Genomic DNA, 14,077 nt, shown 5'->3' on the forward strand with positions numbered 1-14,077 from the left:
GGCGTTATTTTTATGCAATGGTTCAGGCTTTCAGCTGCGGGGCCCTGTTCTCCGGCAGGAGGTTTGTCATGCTCTTCAGGCTGATGCCAATGGTGGACAGGTTATGCAGCATGGCAGAGGAGGCCGGCTGCAGGATGCCCAGAGCACCCAGCGCGATGAGGGCGGAGTTGAAGGTGAGCACGAAGCGGTAGTTTGCGTGCACGCGCTTCTGCAGGGAGTTGGCGATGGCCTTGAGCGCCACCAGCTCCTCCAGACTGTCGGCCTTGATGGTCACATCGGCGATCTCGCGGGCGATGGCAGCGCCGGAGTTGATGGCGATGCCGATATCGGCAGCGGACAGGGCAGGCGAGTCGTTGATGCCGTCACCGATCATCACCACGGTGTGGCCCTCGGCCTTGGCCTGCTGGACGAAGTTTGCCTTGTCCTCGGGCAGCACCTCGGCAAAGAAGCGGTCCACGCCCACCTGCTTTGCAATGGCGGCAGCGGTGCGTTCGCTGTCGCCGGTCATCATGACGGTGTTCCGGATGCCCAGCGCACGCAGGCCGTTCAGCACAGCGGCGGCTTCCGGGCGCAGCGGGTCGGAGATGCAGATGACGCCCACCAGCTGGCCGCTGGCTGCCATGTACAGGTGCGAATACGCGGGCTTGAGGGCATCGAACTTCTGCTGCTCGGCTGCGGGGATGGTGCACTTTTCATCCTCAAAGACGAAGTGGTGGCTGCCGATGACCACCCGTTCGCCGCCTACGCGGCTTGCAATGCCGTGGGCCACGATGTACTCCACCTCGGAGTGCATCTCCTCATGGGAAATGCCGCGCTCTTTGGCGGCACGCACCACGGCGTTGGCCATGGAATGGGGGAAGTGCTCTTCCAGACAGGCGGCCAGCTGCAGAACTTCGCGCTCGTTACAGCCGGAGAAGGGTACGACCTCCACTACCTGCGGGGTGGCACGGGTGAGGGTGCCGGTCTTGTCGAACACGATGGTGTCTGCCTTGGACAGGGCTTCCAGATACTTGCCGCCCTTGACGGTGATGTGGTAGCTGCCGCACTCACGCATGGCAGAAAGCACGGCCAGCGGCATGGAGAGCTTGAGCGCGCAGGAGAAATCCACCATCAGGCAGGAGATGGCGCGGGTGGCGTTGCGGGTGAGCAGATAGGTGACCACCGTTGCGCCCAGACACCATGGCACCAGCTTGTCGGCCAGCACCAGCGCGCGGTTCTCGGTGCTGGACTTGAGCTTTTCAGATTCCTCGATCATGGCCACGATCTTGTCGTAGCGGTTGGAACCGCCCTCAGCCTTGGCGATAAAGACGCACTCGCCCTCCTCCACAACGGTGCCGGCATAGAGGGTGGACCCCTCTGCCTTGCGCACCGGCATGGCTTCGCCGGTCAGGGCAGCCTGATTCACCATGGCTTCGCCTTCCAGCACGGTGCCGTCCAGCGGGATCATGTTGCCGCTGCGCACGACCACCTCATCGCCGGAGCGTACTTTGGTCAGAGGCACCAGCACTTCGGTGCCCTGACTGCGCACCCACACCTTGTCCACGTTCAGGGCCATGCTGCGGGCCAGATCGTCCAGACTCTTCTTGCGGGTCCACTCTTCCAGCAGAGAGCCCAGATTCAGCAGGAACATGACAGAACCGGCGGTGCCAAAGTCGCCGCGCAGCAGCGAGACGCCGATGGACAAAGCGTCCAGCACCTCCACTTCCAGCCTGCGGCTCAGCACGCAGCGCACACCCTTCCAGAGAAAGTGGATGGAGCGGAAGACGGTGTAGGCAGCGTCAAGGGGTGCGGGCAGGAACAGCTTGCGCAGGCAGCGTCCTGCCACCAGATCGAACATTTTATCCTGATATTCCCGGTTCAGTCTGCGGCTGTCGGTGGAGGTGACCAGAGCGTCATACTCGGCCACATCGAACTTGTAGCCCGCCAGAACAGCGATGGCAGCGGAACGTCTGCCGGTATAGGTAATGACCACATCGCCGGTGCGCTCGTAAACGGCGGCATGGACGATGGCATCATGGTGGTTCAGATATGCTTCCAGCACATCGGCACGGTGCAGGGTCATGCGGACTTTTTCCACATGCACGCGCATCCGGCCCTTGCCTTCATGCAGAATGGTACATTTCATATATCAAATATCCTTCTCTATCTTTATATCAAATATCCTTCTCTATCTTTTTGCCGCAGCGTCAGGCTGCTATACCCTGCACGCCTGCGGCCCCACTCTCACAAAAAAGAGCCGCCCGAAGGCGGCTCGAAAGCCACGTTGGGGCTTTCAGTGCTTTACGAACCGAAAATTACTCAGCGGTCTCTTCGGTGGTCTCCTCGGCGGCATCCTCGATCACAGCAGCCTCGGCTTCAACAGCACGAGCCTCGTTGATGGCCTTTGCATCGGCCAGAATGTCACCGGCCTGCTCCTGCACCTTGCTGACGGTCTCCATGGTGGAGTCCTTCATGCGCAGCACGGCAGCGGTGGTCTGGGTGTAGACCTTCTTGGCGTCCTTGCTGGACAGCAGCTTGAAACCGGCAGAACCGAACAGCGTACCGGCGGCGAACAGTGCGATCTTCTTGATATCCATAGTAACTTCCCTACCTTTTCTATTTCCTGTCAGAGGCCCTGCACCGCAGGACCTGTAAGATGAATATACCGGCCCAAAAGCCGGAGAACAGGGTGGACATTTCCATTCTGTCGAGCCTATTGTAGCACAGAATTTACCATTTTCAAGCTTTTTCTTGAATGTTAATACATGTAAACTTTTTACGATGTGTAGTTAGAAAAAACTATCTATAACGTGTTTTTTGAGACAAACTACAGTTTGTAAATGGAAACTAACCGGCAGATGAGACGAGAAAGAATTTCCAGTTTGTAAAAATCCTGGTTTGGAAATGCGGCTTGCCGCTACGGCCCTTCTCTGTGAAAAAGCAGCCCGGAAAAATCCGCAGATTTTTCCGGGCTGCTAAAATAAAAATCGTTTTGCTTTACAGGATGCGCACCCGGATCACAGCGGGGATGGCAGCCAGCTTTTCGGCCAGCTTCTTGTCCACAGCACCGGTAGCATCCAGCATGGTGTAGGCCATGTTCTTCTTGCTCTTGTTCACCATGTTTTCGATGTTCAGGCCGGCTTCGGTGGTCAGGGCGGTGATCTGGCTGATCATGCCGGGCTCGTTTTTGTGGATGATGCAGATGCGCTTGCCGCCTGCGCGGGGCTGGTTGACCTCCGGCATGTTCACCGAGTGGATGATGTTGCCGTTCTTCAGGTAGTCGCTCAGCTCCTTTGCAGCCATGACAGCGCAGTTGTCCTCGGCTTCCGGAGTGGAAGCGCCCAGATGCGGGGTGCACACGATGCCGGGCTTGCCCAGAATGGCCTCAGACGGGAAGTCGGTCATGTAGCCGGACACCTTGCCGGTCTCCATGGCTTCCAGCAGGGCTTCGGTGTTGACCAGCTCGCCGCGGGCGTAGTTCAGGATCTTCACGCCGTCCTTGCACAGGGCAAGGGTCTGGGTGTTGATGGTGTCCTTGGTGGTGGGCAGGTAGGGCACATGGATGGTGATGTAGTCGCACAGGGGCAGCATGTCGTTCAGGTTCACGCAGTGGTGTACCTGACTGCTCAGGTTCCAGGCGGCGTCAATGGAGATGTAGGGGTCGTAGCCGTAGACCTCCATGCCAAGCTCAATGGCGCAGTTGGCCACGCGGGAGCCGATGGCACCCAGACCGATGACACCCAGCGTCTTGCCCTTGATCTCGTTGCCCACGAACTGCTTCTTGCCCTTTTCCACGGTCTTTGCCATGGCGGGGTCGCCGGTCAGGCCCTGACACCACTGGGCAGCAGCAGCCACATTGCGGCTGCCGGCGATCAGCATACCGATCACCAGCTCGGCCACAGCGTTGGCGTTGGCACCGGGGGTGTTGAACACCACGATGCCCTGCTCGCTGCAGCGCTCCAGCGGGATGTTGTTCACGCCGGCACCGGCGCGGGCGATGGCCAGAAGATTGTCGTTGAAGGCGGTATTCAGCATGTCGGCGCTGCGGACGAGGATGCCGTCCGGGGCATCGGTGTCCACAGCTACGTCAAACTGCTTGTTGTTCAGCTTTGCCAGACCCACCGGGCTGATGGCGTTCAAAGTTTTGATGGTGTACATAGTCCAGTTTTCCCTTCTATTATACGAGAACCCTCTCAGTCACGGCTTGCACCGTGCCAGCTCTCCCAAAGGGCGAGCTTAGAAAGCGGGTTCGATCAAGTTGTCCTTCTGATAAAAAGCTCCCCCCTCGGGGGAGCTGCCGAACGAAGTGAGGCTGAGAGGGTTTTATGCGTTTTCCTTGCGGAACTTCTCCATGAAGTCCACCAGCTTATCCACGCCCTCGGCAGGCATGGCGTTGTAGATGGAAGCGCGCATGCCGCCTACCAGACGGTGACCCTTCAGGTTCACGAAGCCTGCTTCTGCAGCTTCGGCGCAGAACTTCTTGTCCAGATCTGCATTGGGGCTGGTGAAGGTGACATTCATGGTGCTGCGGTAGCGGTGCTCCACAGGATTCGTGAAGAAGTTCTGACCATCCAGATAGTCGTACAGCACCTTGGCCTTGGCTTCGTTGATCTTCTGCATGTTGGCAAGACCGCCGATGTCGTTTTCCAGATACTTGAGCACCAGACCGGTCATATAGATGCACCAGCAGGGGGGCGTGTTGTACATGCTGTCCTTGCCCAGCAGGGTGGTGTAGTTCATCATGGTGGGCACATTGTCGGCGGCATGGCCCAGCAGGTCATCGCGGACGATGGCAATGGCCATACCGGCGGGGGCCACATTCTTCTGCACGCCGAAGTAGATGCAGCCGTACTTGGTCACGTCCACCGGCTTGGAGAGGATCATGGAGCTCATGTCTGCCACCAGAGGCACACCCTCCACCTGCGGCACCTCCACGAACTGGGTGCCGAAAATGGTGTTGTTCTGGCAGATGTGGATGTAGCTGGCATCCTTATCATAGTTGATGGCGTTCACGTCCGGGATGTAGGTGAAGTTTTTGTCCTTGCTGGAAGCAACGATGTTCACCTCGCCGAACTTGGCGGCTTCCTTGGCGGCAAGGTTCGAGAAGTTGCCGGTGACAAGGTAATCTGCCTTGCCGGTGGTCATGAAATTCAGCGGGACCATGGCAAACTGCTGGGTGGCACCGCCCTGAAAGAAACCGACCTTGTAGTTGTCGGGAATGTTCATTACCCGGCGCAGGGTGGCCTCGGTGTCCTTGATGATGGCATCGAACCACTTGCTGCGGTGGCTCATCTCCATCACGCTCTGACCGCTGTCGCCGTACTCGAGCAGCTCTGCCTGTGCCTGCTTGAGCACCTTCTCGGGCAGCATGCTGGGGCCTGCGCTGAAGTTGTAAACTCGTGCCATAATGAACTCTCCCTTTCCTGTATCGCACAGCACCGCGGTTTTCTGCGGTGCGTTCTGTTGATTGCTGTAGCCGTAGTATACCGGTTTTGCAGGGGCGAAAACAAGAGCATCTTTGCACAAAGATACGGCGCAAAAGCCCCTGCGCAGGCACAAAGCACACAAATGTCCTTAGCAGAAAGACAAAAACAAAGACAAGTGTAAAATATAGCCGGAAAAGCCTGATTCCATCGGCATTTCCGGCTCTTGCACTTTTACGGGAAAACAGGTATAATGAAGAAACAAAGACAAATGTAAAAGCAAAAAAGATGCGGAAAGGAGGGAGAACAGCAGGATGTATGGCATCCCGGACAGTGTAAAGCCGCTTTCGGCGGCAGAGGAGCAGGTGATGCTGGCGGTGTGGGCCTGCCGTGCGCCCGCGACCCGGCGGGACATCGACGAAAAGCTGCGCGCAAAGGGCTGGGCCCCGGCGACCGTGCTCAACTTTCTTTACCGGCTGGAGGAGAAAGGCTGGGTGAAAAGCGGCAAGGACGGCAACCACAACACCTATACCCCGGCCATCACCCGGCGCGCCTATCATGTGTGGAGCATGCGCGAACGGCTGGACACCCTCTTTGGCGGCGACCTTGCGGCGGCGGTGCACGCGCTGGTGAGTGAGAGCGGCTGCGGCCAGAGCGAGCTGGAACAGGCCATGAAGGTGCTGGAGGAAAAGCATCTGGAAGCGGAAGAATATGATCTGTATGACCCTTATGGGTAAAAAGGAGAGCGGAAGATGGATTGCAAACTGCGTGCCAAGAACTGCGGCGGCTGCCCGATGCTGGGTATGGACTACGCCGCACAGCTGAAGCAGAAAGAAGAGACCGTGAAAAAGCTGCTGGGCAGATTCGGCCCGGTGGAGCACATCCGGGGCATGGAAACGCCGTACCACTATCGGAACAAGGTGATATCCACCTTTACCACCGGCTGGGGTGGAAAACTTACTTCCGGCATTTACGCGGCAAACAGCCATAAGGTGCTGCCGGTGGAAAGCTGCCTTTTGCAGGACGAAGTGCTGGACAAGACCATGCTGGCTGTGCGCGCAGCGGCGGGCGCCTGCCATTACCAGCCTTTCAATGAGGATAAGGGCACCGGCCTTCTGCGTCACTGTCTGCTGCGGCGGGGCGTCATGACCGGGCAGGTGATGGTGGTGCTGGTAACGGCCCAGCCGGTGCTGCCGGGAGCCAAAAACTTTGTCAAAGCACTGCTGACCGAAGCCGGAAGGCAGGGCGTGACCATCACCACTATCGTGCAGAATGTGAACAGCCGCAGGACCAGCGTAGTGCTGGGTGAAGCGGAAAAGGTGCTGTACGGCAAGGGCTTCATTCTGGATACCCTCTGCGGCAAGACCTATGCCATCAGCCCACGCAGCTTTTACCAGATCAACCACGCCCAGACCGAAGTGCTGTACGGCCTTGCGGTGGACGCCGCAAAGCTGACCGGAAAAGAGGTAGTGCTGGATGCCTACTGCGGCATCGGAACCATCGGCCTGACCGCCGCCGACCACGCAAAGCAGGTGGTGGGTGTGGAACTGAACCGCGACGCCGTGCACGACGCCATTGGCAATGCAAAGCACAACGGTGTGAAGAACGCCCGCTTCTTTGCCGCCGATGCCACCCAGTGGATCGGCGAGGCTGCCGCCGCAGGCGAGCGGGCAGACGTGATCTTTATGGACCCGCCGCGGGAGGGCTCTACGCCGCAGTTTATCGAAAGCGTGGCCCGCATGGCCCCGAAACGTGTGGTGTACGTCAGCTGCAACCCGGTCACGCTGGCCCGGGATCTTGAGCTGCTGACCCGGAAGGGATACAAAGTGGAGAGCAGCACACCGGTGGATATGTTCCCCCACAGTGAGCATATCGAAACGGTATGCGCATTGTCCAAACTGGATATCCACCAGAAGATCACGGTGAATCTGAAGATGGATGAACTGGATGTGACTGCTGCAGAGACCAAGGCTACCTATGAAGAGATCCGGGAGTACGTCAAGGAGCACACCGGTCTGAACGTGAGCGACCTCTATATTGCACAGGTCAAGCGCAAGTGCGGCATCAAGGAGCGGCAGAACTACAACAAGCCTAAGGCTGAGAACCCCAAGCAGCTCAAGTGCCCGCCGGAGAAGGAAAAAGCCATCCGGGAGGCACTGAAGTATTTTAAGATGATTTGAAATAAAAAATAGACGGATGTCTGTCAACTGGCAGACATCCGTCCGTTTTTATGATAATCTGTTATGATCGCAGTTCCTCAAGCAATGCCGTGCATCCTTCCAGTATATCCTGCCATGTGGTTTCAAAATCTCCCGTGAACCATGGGTCTGCCACTTCACGGGGATGATCCGTATGCGCCATCAGCAGCGAGACTTTATGCTGTGGGTCTCCGCCGACAAGCCGCAGGATGTCGCACAGATTGCTTTCGTCCATGCCAATCAGATGATCATACCGTGCATAATCCAGCCGGGTCATCTGCCGGGCGGTCTTGCCGTTGCAGTCGATGCCATGTTCTGCCAGCTTCTGCCGTGCAGGAGGATAGACCGGATTTCCGATTTCCCATGCACTGGTGGCGGCTGATGCGATTTCAAATTGCTCGGATAGTCCTGCCTTGGACGTAAGGTCTTTCATCACATACTCCGCCATCGGGCTTCGGCAGATATTTCCGAGACAAATAAATAAGATCCTGGTCATGCCGGGTCGTTCTCCTTTTGGCTTACAAAAGCATAGCCGCCGTGGGTAGTGCGGATAAAGCTACCGCAGCCGGCCAGCTTCTTTCGCAGATTGGAAACGGTATTTGCCACGACCTTTAAGGTGTCGTCACAGTTTTGTCCCCACACAGCACGGAAAAGCTCTTCTTTTGAGAAGATTTGTCCTTCGTGGGAGGCAAGCATCAGCAGCAAATCGAACTCCAGTCGTGTAAGGGAGACTTTTCTGCCGTTGCACGACACTTCGTGGGTCATTCCGTCCAGTGTAAGCCCCGGAAGAACCAACTTCTCCCATGAATCAATGGATATTTGCTCTGCCTCGATGTGCTCTCGTTCCAGAAGCATCCGGATCTTCTGCTCTAATTCCGGGTCAGGCTGTCGGGTCTTTATAACGATCATGGCAAACTCCTGCGTGTATTTTACTCTGCGGCGGTATCCATTTCCCGGAGCAGGTTTACCATCTCGATGGCACTGACTGCACAGTCATAGCCTTTATTACCTGCTTTGGTGCCTGCCCGCTCGATGGCCTGTTCGATGTTTTCGGTGGTCAGAACACCAAAGAGGACGGGAACCCCGCTTTCCAGCGAGACCGTGGCAATGCCTTTGGAAACCTCATTGCACACATAGTCGTAATGGCTGGTAGAACCGCGAATCACGGCACCAAGGCAGATCACAGCATCATACTTTCCGCTTTTTGCCATTTTAGAGGCAACCAGTGGGATCTCAAAAGCACCCGGAACCCATGCAACATGAATATCAGCGTCCTGCACATCGTGCCGGAGCAGACCATCCATTGCTCCGCTCAGAAGTTTGGACGTGATAAATTCGTTGAAGCGGGCAGCTACGATACCGACCTTGATATTCTGAGAAACCAGCTTGCCTTCAAATGTTTTCATTTTTAAATACCTCTTTCGTTGTTAATATTCCAGAAGATGCCCCATCCGTGCCTGCTTCGTTTTCAGGTAAAACAGGTCATACGGGGTCGCCGTCATCTGAATGGGTACGCGCTCGGAGATCTCCAGCCCAAACTCGGAGAGCTGATATACTTTGTCCGGGTTATTGGTAAGCAGGCGCAGGCTTTTTACGCCAAGTTCCCGGAGAATCTGTGCGCCGAGATAATACTCCCGTTCATCTCCATGGAACCCCAGAGCGAGATTGGCTTCCAGCGTATCCATGCCCTGCTCCTGAAGTTCATAGGCACGCAGTTTGTTGATCAGACCGATGCCCCGGCCTTCCTGCCGCATATAGAGCAGGATACCCCGGCCTTCTTTTTCGATCTGCGTCATGGCAGCGGCCAGCTGCTGGCCGCAGTCACAACGCAGAGAACCAAATGTATCTCCTGTCAGGCATTCCGAGTGGACGCGGCACAGAATATCCTTTCCATCGCCAATGTCACCTTTTACCAGTGCAATGTGATGCTCTCCGTTCAGGCGGCTCACAAAACCATAAGCTCTGAAGGTGCCATACTTGGTGGGCAGGTTCACTGCCGTCACCTGATCGACCAGTTTATCGTGACACTTGCGGTACTCCTGTAAATCACGGATGGTGATGAATTTGATCTGGAAACGCTCTGCCAGCTTTGCCAGTTCAGCGGTGCGCATCATCGTGCCATCCTCCCGCATGATCTCGCAGCACAGGCCGCATTCTTTCAGCCCTGCCAGACGGCACAGGTCAACGGTTGCTTCCGTGTGACCGTTGCGCTCCAACACACCGTTCTTTTTTGCCAGAAGGGGGAACATATGGCCCGGTCTGCGGAAATCTTCTGCTTTTGCGTGATCGTCCACACAAGCCATCGCCGTAATGGAACGCTCTGCGGCAGAAATGCCCGTAGAAGTAGAAACGTGGTCGATGGACACCGTAAATGCCGTTTCATGGTTGTCGGTGTTATACTGCACCATCTGCGGAAATTGCAGCTTCTGGACGAAAGCCTCGGACATCGGCATACAGATCAGACCTTTGCCGTGGGTCGCCATAAAGTTGACGTTTTCGGTGGTGGCAAATTCGGCAGCACAGATGAAATCCCCCTCGTTTTCACGGTCGGGGTCATCCGTTACCAGAATGATTTTTCCTTGCTTCAGGTCTTGCAAAGCTTCGGGAATGGTATTGAAGTTCATCGTAAACTCTCCTTAAAAGCCGCAGCGCAGCAGCATTTCTTTTGTGAGCGTGTTTTGCTTCGGTGTTTCTGATGGAAGCAGCCTTTCGATATATTTTCCAACAACATCGGTTTCCAAATTGACAAAATCCCCTTTGTGCCGTTGATTCAGGTTCGTCTGACGGACGGTGTGCGGTATCGTGGACACGGAAAAGCCCGTAGGTTCCACCGCAGCCACGGTCAGGCTGATACCGTCTATTGTGATAGAGCCTTTTTCAACGACATAGCGAAGGATCGCAGAATCTGCATGAATGGTGTACCAGATAGCCGTATCGTCTTTTCGGATATTAGCAATGCGTCCGACGCCATCCACATGGCCTGCTACGATGTGTCCGCCAAAACGTCCGTTGGCCGGCATGGCACGTTCCAGATTGACAGCACTTCCAACGGTGAGCTGTGCAAGCGCAGAGCGGTTCAAGGTCTCGTGCATGACATCCGCAGCAAAGCTATCCGGGAAGAGCTGCCTGACGGTCAGACAGATGCCGTTGACGGCGATGCTGTCGCCGATCCTGGTTCCTTCCAGAACCGTTTTTGCACGAACAGTCAGTACGGCGGAATGCTGTCCCCGATTGATGGATTTTATTGTTCCGACTTCTTCCACGATTCCGGTAAACACGGGTACTCCACCTCACTTTCGATCAGGAAATCTTCGCCAAGCTGTTCCAATCGGCTGTTCTTCAGGCGAAATGCAGCATCCGGAAGCGGGACACCTGCACCCTCAATGGGTGCTTTGGCATCCCTACCTCCGAACAGCTTCGGGGCGATGTAAGCCTGTATCTGCTGCACGATGCCGCTTTCCAGTGCAAACCAGTTCAAGGTTCCGCCGCCTTCCAGCAGAATGCTGTCGATCTGCTCCTGCCCCAGCTGTTCCATCAGTTGCAGAAGATTCACATGACCGCAATGCGCTTCCAGACAAAGGACCCGGCACCCGGCCTGTTGATATGCCGCCTGCTTCTCCGGGTCGCCGCAGCAGGTCGCAAGAATGGTCGGAACCTGTTTGGCGGTCATGACCACCTGTGATTGCAGCGGTGTCCGCAAATGTGTATCACAGATGATCCGGACGGGATCACGGCCACCCTCTATCCGGCAGGTCAGCAGCGGGTCATCTGCTAGGATGGTTCCGACTCCCACCATAATGCCGCGGAATCGGTGTCGCTGCCGTTGAACATGATTCCGGGCAATTTCCCCGGTGATCCATTTGGAAGCGCCTGTGTATGTGGCGATTTTTCCGTCCATCGTCATGGCGTATTTCATGGAAACGAAGGGGCGTTTTGTGGTGATATAGTGGAAGAACACCTTGTTCAGCGCATCGCATTCCTCTTGCAGAACATTTTCGGTCACATCTATGCCGTGTGCGCGCAGGATTGCAATTCCTTTTCCAGCCACCAGCGGATTCGGGTCAGCAGAACCCACGACCACCCGGTGAATGCCCGCGTCCAGAATCGCATCCACGCAGGGCGGCTGCTTTCCGTAATGGCAGCACGGCTCCAATGTCACATACAGGGTCGCTCCCTGCGGATCTTCGGTGCAGGATGCCAGCGCATTGCGCTCCGCATGAGCCTGACCGTATCTCTGGTGCCAGCCCTGTCCGATGATCCTGCCCTCTTTTACGACCACGGCACCCACCATCGGGTTGGGAGACGTCCATCCGCAACCCTTTTTTGCAAGCTGCAAAGCCAGACGCATATACTCTTTGTCGTTCATCGTGTCGCCTCCAAAAGAAAAAGCCCTGAACAAAAACGTTCAGGGCAAGCCGAAAAGACACAAGGGACCCTTGTGCAAAAAAGAAAGCTCCAGAATGCAAACGCATCCCAGAGCAGCCTCCACAAGCGCCGAACCGTGCGGGCTCTGCGCTTGGTATCTTCTTTCATCCAGACTGTACTGTCGGCTTCGGAGTTTCACCGAATCATGCCTTACGGCTCGTGGGCTGTACCACCGGTAGGGAATCGCACCCTGCCCTGAAGATTTCTAATTCAATTACAGCGGCATTATAGCACGGCTCCTTTCGGATTGCAAGGGCATTCTGCAAACCGGGACGAAACCGGGATGAAGCGAATCGCTACAACAATAAAATCACATCGTCCGTAGGACAATGTGAACGGAGAATCCAAAGGGGCGCGGGTCGCCAGGCGAGAGCAGCGCCCTTTGGCACACGACTTTGCTTGCAAAGTCTAGTGTGTTACACCTTGGTTCCGGCTGATGCGGAAAAGGGGCTGCGAGAGGCTCCGGCAAGCACCTGTTCTGCGGCAGAAGGATGCGCGGATGGGCATGGTCTGCATGAAGGTCTGGTGTCGGAAGAAGTATGGCAGACTGCACAAGTCAAGATGAAAGCCAATGCACAGAAGTATGAGTTGGTAGCTCGTCCCAAAACAGACCGGGTGCATTTGCTGTCCAACATCCTGAAATGCCCGGTCTGCGGTGCGGGAATGTATGGCAATAAGTCCATCAAGAAGCGACCGGACGGGACAAAGTACAAGGATTTCTATTATTACGGCTGAAAGCACCGCAATATGCAGCGGGGCTACAAGTGCGACTACCGCAAGCAGATTCAGGAGGAAGTGCTGGATGCGGCAGTTGCTGAAGTGGTGTCCAAGCTGGTCAGCAATCCCCGCTTTGCCGCTATGATGCAGGAAAAGATCAACATGAAGGTGGATACCACTGCCATTGAGCAGGAAATCGCCGCCTATGAGAAGCAGCTACGGCAGCACTACTCCACAAAATCCCGGCTTATGGAGGAGATCGACAGCCTTGACCCGGACGACCGGCACTTTATCGCCCGGAAATCTGACCTTGACGACCGCCTTTATAAGATGTACGATAAAATCGAAGAGGCGGAAAATGGACTGATGGATGCCCGGGCAAAGAAGCAGACCATTGAAGCCGATAAAATCACAGGCGACAACATCTATAAGATCCTGATTTGCTTCGACAAGCTCTATGCCACCATGACCGAGGCGGAACGCCGCAGACTGGTGGAGATTTTGATCGACGAGGTGCAGATCTACCCGGAACGCCAGCCTAACGGACAGTGGCTGAAGTCTGTCCGGTTCAAGCTGCCCATCATCGACCATGACCTTGAATTGAGTTTGGACAATCAGGATCGTGTCGAGGTCGTGTGTTCGATGGTTAGAGTCAAAAAGCATTGATCTAATGTGAAATAGAGTGAACCGTTTTATGTATTCTGTTACACAGCGTATAAAAATGATCCGGCAATATGAAGGAAAATAAGTAGGCCTGTGCGGTCTGGTGAAAAATAACAGCACAAATAGCACAGAGAAAAGGAGCATCTACCCATGAACGCAAATATCAATTATGATGAGATCCCGGATACCAGTGCCGTGCAGGAGGACCTGCTTGCGGCGCTGAGCAGCCAGCATGTGACCGTGCACACGAATGAGGAGCCGGACTTCGACTACATGGAAAACGAAGATGTGGCCTTTGTGGTCAAGAATCCGCACAACGAAGAGAATCTGCTCATTGAACTGGGCGGCGAGTTCTCGCTCTTCTTCGGCCTGTGGCATGGGCAGTACAAGACGGTGGAGTATGACTACGACCGCATGAAGAAGGACGTTGCCGCGATTCTGGCGGGCAATGCCGGTGTGCTGAGCCTGTACACAGACGGCAAGTGGCAGGGCAGTACCCTCTGCCCGGAGAAGGTGTCTGCCGATGCCGACATGGAAAAGCTGCTGGAACGCTGCTGGCAAAAGCAGGAGCCGAAGGAAAAACTGCTGGCACAGGGCGGCAGGGTGGAATTGCTCTACTGGGACCCGGCGGAAAATAAGAGCTTTGTGATTCCGGCAAAGAACTGAACTATA

The 14,077-nt window shown here is 55.7% G+C and carries 15 protein-coding genes and 1 riboswitch; of the genes, 5 read left to right on the forward strand and 10 right to left on the reverse strand.

The genetic code is table 11. The features are described 5' to 3' along the window. Nucleotides 1-22 precede the first annotated feature (22 nt). The 4 genes from ACKXF7_RS06290 to serC form a co-directional block, all read right to left on the reverse strand. Nucleotides 23-2,125 (reverse strand): heavy metal translocating P-type ATPase, encoded by a 2,103-nt coding sequence (locus ACKXF7_RS06290; RefSeq protein ID WP_423742446.1) that lies wholly within the window; start codon nucleotides 2,123-2,125, stop codon nucleotides 23-25. Nucleotides 2,126-2,294: 169 nt separating this feature from the next. Further along, the gene (locus ACKXF7_RS06295) at nucleotides 2,295-2,576 is read right to left on the reverse strand and encodes a DUF6110 family protein (RefSeq protein ID WP_005944105.1); all 282 of its coding nucleotides are present in this window, start codon (nucleotides 2,574-2,576) and stop codon (nucleotides 2,295-2,297) included. A gap of 400 nt (nucleotides 2,577-2,976) precedes the next feature. Continuing rightward, nucleotides 2,977-4,137 carry a phosphoglycerate dehydrogenase gene (locus ACKXF7_RS06300; RefSeq protein WP_249237371.1) on the reverse strand — a complete coding sequence of 387 codons (1,161 nt, stop codon included), beginning with the start codon at nucleotides 4,135-4,137 and terminating at the stop codon, nucleotides 2,977-2,979. A 165-nt stretch (nucleotides 4,138-4,302) separates the two neighbouring features. Next, complete coding sequence (gene serC / locus ACKXF7_RS06305; protein ID WP_097781377.1) at nucleotides 4,303-5,385, reverse strand: 3-phosphoserine/phosphohydroxythreonine transaminase; 1,083 nt, start codon at nucleotides 5,383-5,385, stop codon at nucleotides 4,303-4,305. 331 nt (nucleotides 5,386-5,716) lie between these two features. On the opposite strand from serC, the gene ACKXF7_RS06310 reads away from it, so the two are divergent. Both ACKXF7_RS06310 and rlmD read left to right on the forward strand, forming a co-directional pair. Continuing rightward, nucleotides 5,717-6,139 (forward strand): BlaI/MecI/CopY family transcriptional regulator, encoded by a 423-nt coding sequence (locus ACKXF7_RS06310; RefSeq protein WP_339395078.1) that lies wholly within the window; start codon nucleotides 5,717-5,719, stop codon nucleotides 6,137-6,139. 15 nt (nucleotides 6,140-6,154) lie between these two features. Next, nucleotides 6,155-7,582, forward strand: a complete 1,428-nt coding sequence (gene rlmD / locus ACKXF7_RS06315) for a 23S rRNA (uracil(1939)-C(5))-methyltransferase RlmD (RefSeq protein ID WP_423742447.1) — start codon at nucleotides 6,155-6,157, stop codon at nucleotides 7,580-7,582. A 61-nt stretch (nucleotides 7,583-7,643) separates the two neighbouring features. Here rlmD and ACKXF7_RS06320 read toward each other — a convergent pair whose 3' ends face one another. From ACKXF7_RS06320 to ribD, 6 genes are read right to left on the reverse strand one after another with little or no spacing between them, the layout of a single operon-like run. Beyond that, nucleotides 7,644-8,096, reverse strand: a complete 453-nt coding sequence (locus ACKXF7_RS06320) for a low molecular weight protein-tyrosine-phosphatase (RefSeq protein WP_423742448.1) — start codon at nucleotides 8,094-8,096, stop codon at nucleotides 7,644-7,646. Next, nucleotides 8,093-8,509, reverse strand: a complete 417-nt coding sequence (locus tag ACKXF7_RS06325) for a winged helix-turn-helix domain-containing protein (RefSeq protein ID WP_005944121.1) — start codon at nucleotides 8,507-8,509, stop codon at nucleotides 8,093-8,095. Before ACKXF7_RS06325 ends, ACKXF7_RS06320 begins: the two co-directional genes overlap by 4 nt. A 20-nt stretch (nucleotides 8,510-8,529) precedes the next feature. Continuing rightward, nucleotides 8,530-9,006, reverse strand: a complete 477-nt coding sequence (gene ribE / locus ACKXF7_RS06330; RefSeq protein ID WP_097781396.1) for a 6,7-dimethyl-8-ribityllumazine synthase — start codon at nucleotides 9,004-9,006, stop codon at nucleotides 8,530-8,532. Nucleotides 9,007-9,027: 21 nt separating this feature from the next. Continuing rightward, a complete protein-coding gene (locus tag ACKXF7_RS06335) occupies nucleotides 9,028-10,224 on the reverse strand; it encodes a bifunctional 3,4-dihydroxy-2-butanone-4-phosphate synthase/GTP cyclohydrolase II (RefSeq protein ID WP_412375159.1) in 1,197 nt (398 codons plus the stop codon). Nucleotides 10,225-10,236: 12 nt separating this feature from the next. Next, nucleotides 10,237-10,878, reverse strand: a complete 642-nt coding sequence (locus ACKXF7_RS06340) for a riboflavin synthase (protein ID WP_154261081.1) — start codon at nucleotides 10,876-10,878, stop codon at nucleotides 10,237-10,239. After that, entirely contained in the window at nucleotides 10,842-11,966 is a 1,125-nt protein-coding gene (ribD, locus tag ACKXF7_RS06345; protein ID WP_423742449.1) for a bifunctional diaminohydroxyphosphoribosylaminopyrimidine deaminase/5-amino-6-(5-phosphoribosylamino)uracil reductase RibD, read from the reverse strand. Before ribD ends, ACKXF7_RS06340 begins: the two co-directional genes overlap by 37 nt. 151 nt (nucleotides 11,967-12,117) lie before the next feature. Further along, nucleotides 12,118-12,232, reverse strand: a riboswitch (FMN riboswitch). A gap of 318 nt (nucleotides 12,233-12,550) precedes the next feature. Here ribD and ACKXF7_RS06350 point away from each other — a divergent pair. The 3 genes from ACKXF7_RS06350 (at nucleotide 12,551) to ACKXF7_RS06360 (ending at nucleotide 14,071) form a co-directional block, all read left to right on the forward strand. Next, nucleotides 12,551-12,760 carry a zinc ribbon domain-containing protein gene (locus ACKXF7_RS06350; RefSeq protein ID WP_423742450.1) on the forward strand — a complete coding sequence of 70 codons (210 nt, stop codon included), beginning with the start codon at nucleotides 12,551-12,553 and terminating at the stop codon, nucleotides 12,758-12,760. Between the two features lie 12 nt (nucleotides 12,761-12,772). After that, nucleotides 12,773-13,408 carry a resolvase gene (locus tag ACKXF7_RS06355; RefSeq protein WP_423742452.1) on the forward strand — a complete coding sequence of 212 codons (636 nt, stop codon included), beginning with the start codon at nucleotides 12,773-12,775 and terminating at the stop codon, nucleotides 13,406-13,408. Nucleotides 13,409-13,555: 147 nt separating this feature from the next. Then, nucleotides 13,556-14,071 (forward strand): hypothetical protein, encoded by a 516-nt coding sequence (locus tag ACKXF7_RS06360; protein ID WP_348584928.1) that lies wholly within the window; start codon nucleotides 13,556-13,558, stop codon nucleotides 14,069-14,071. Nucleotides 14,072-14,077 lie beyond the last annotated feature (6 nt).

The organism is Faecalibacterium sp. 7 (assembly GCF_049562865.1).
Taxonomy (GTDB): Bacteria; Bacillota; Clostridia; order Oscillospirales; family Ruminococcaceae; genus Faecalibacterium; species Faecalibacterium wellingii.

Bases quoted from the DNA above. Each gene is read 5' to 3' on its own strand.
- ACKXF7_RS06290 (WP_423742446.1), bottom strand. From the start codon at position 2,125: ATGAAATGTACCATTCTGCATGAAGGCAAGGGCCGGATGCGCGTGCAT.
- ACKXF7_RS06295 (WP_005944105.1), bottom strand. From the start codon at position 2,576: ATGGATATCAAGAAGATCGCACTGTTCGCCGCCGGTACGCTGTTCGGT.
- ACKXF7_RS06300 (WP_249237371.1), bottom strand. From the start codon at position 4,137: ATGTACACCATCAAAACTTTGAACGCCATCAGCCCGGTGGGTCTGGCA.
- serC (WP_097781377.1), bottom strand. From the start codon at position 5,385: ATGGCACGAGTTTACAACTTCAGCGCAGGCCCCAGCATGCTGCCCGAG.
- ACKXF7_RS06310 (WP_339395078.1), top strand. From the start codon at position 5,717: ATGTATGGCATCCCGGACAGTGTAAAGCCGCTTTCGGCGGCAGAGGAG.
- rlmD (WP_423742447.1), top strand. From the start codon at position 6,155: ATGGATTGCAAACTGCGTGCCAAGAACTGCGGCGGCTGCCCGATGCTG.
- ACKXF7_RS06320 (WP_423742448.1), bottom strand. From the start codon at position 8,096: ATGACCAGGATCTTATTTATTTGTCTCGGAAATATCTGCCGAAGCCCG.
- ACKXF7_RS06325 (WP_005944121.1), bottom strand. From the start codon at position 8,509: ATGATCGTTATAAAGACCCGACAGCCTGACCCGGAATTAGAGCAGAAG.
- ribE (WP_097781396.1), bottom strand. From the start codon at position 9,006: ATGAAAACATTTGAAGGCAAGCTGGTTTCTCAGAATATCAAGGTCGGT.
- ACKXF7_RS06335 (WP_412375159.1), bottom strand. From the start codon at position 10,224: ATGAACTTCAATACCATTCCCGAAGCTTTGCAAGACCTGAAGCAAGGA.
- ribD (WP_423742449.1), bottom strand. From the start codon at position 11,966: ATGAACGACAAAGAGTATATGCGTCTGGCTTTGCAGCTTGCAAAAAAG.
- ACKXF7_RS06355 (WP_423742452.1), top strand. From the start codon at position 12,773: ATGCAGCGGGGCTACAAGTGCGACTACCGCAAGCAGATTCAGGAGGAA.
- ACKXF7_RS06360 (WP_348584928.1), top strand. From the start codon at position 13,556: ATGAACGCAAATATCAATTATGATGAGATCCCGGATACCAGTGCCGTG.